The following is a 1,178-nucleotide window of genomic DNA, read 5'->3' on the forward strand; positions in this document are numbered from 1 at the left end:
CAGTACCGGAGAATTCATTACAGGGCTACAGACTGCTCGCTGTTGACGGTTCGGATTTGAGACTTCCGTCAAATTCAAATGATGGATTCTCCTCCATCAGGAACAGCGAAGATAGCAAAAATTACAATCTTGTGCATTTGGACGCTATGTATGACCTGATTGGCAAGGTTTATGTCAATGCATCCGTGCAACCCAAGAAAGGCATGAATGAGCATAAAGCCTTAGTATCCATGGTAGACCAGTCTGAAATCAGCGGAAATGTAATTGCAATCATGGATCGGGGATATGAGTCATTCAACAATATCGCTCATTTTCAGGAAAAATCATGGTACTATATCATCAGGGCGAAAGAATCCTATGGGATTATATCAAGGCTTTCTCTGCCAGATTGCCCGGAATACGATGAAGAAATCACGTTAACCCTCACCCGGCGCCAAACCAAAGAAACGTTGTCGCTTTTAAAAGCATACCCCCATCGGTATCGATGGATACAACCACATACGACATTTGACTTCATTAAACCGAAAGATTCCAAGTTTTATGATTTACATTTTCGTGCCGTTCGCTTCGCTATTGCTGATGGTGTGTATGAAACGGTTTATACAAATCTCAATGCCGAAGATTTTCCGCCGGAGAAAATAAAACAGTTCTATAATCTGCGCTGGGGAATTGAGACATCTTTTAAGGAGCTTAAATATGCTGTTGGTTTGGCAAGTCTGCATAGTAAAAAGAAGGATTTTATATTGCAAGAGATTTTTGCCAGACTAATTCTATATAATTACTCTTCCATTATCATGCACCACATCAGTATTTCGGAAGATTTGCGAGTAAATTTTCCAGTGGCTTTAAATATATGTCGTCAATTTTTGAGAGAGTTAATTCCAGCGGTCCAAGTTCTTAAACTGATAGGTAAGCACCTTTCCCCAATACGCCCTGGCCGACAATTTCCTAGATATCAAAATCCGATTTCAGCAGTAGGGTTCCAGTACAGAATTATTTGAGATTTAACATGTGTGATAGGACTTTTACAGATGCTTTTCGGGCATCTGCTTTTGTGGTGCTCAGAATTCAAAAACACCTGTGTTTTCTATGTTATTCCGTGTATGCGACAACCCCAGCGGTATTACTTTTCTACCGCTGGGGTTTCTCATAAGCTTAACTTAATGACATTGACCTTT

The 1,178-nt window shown here is 40.3% G+C and carries 1 protein-coding gene; it reads left to right on the top strand.

Annotated features, from left to right (window positions below; all coding sequences use genetic code 11):
* On the top strand, positions 1–1,001 hold a 1,001-nt coding region (locus DOT_RS08065), incomplete at its 5' end, for an IS4 family transposase (RefSeq protein WP_009616820.1).
* Positions 1,002–1,178 lie beyond the last annotated feature (177 nt).

The organism is Desulfosporosinus sp. OT (genome assembly GCF_000224515.1).
In the GTDB taxonomy this organism is placed as follows: domain Bacteria; phylum Bacillota; class Desulfitobacteriia; order Desulfitobacteriales; family Desulfitobacteriaceae; genus Desulfosporosinus.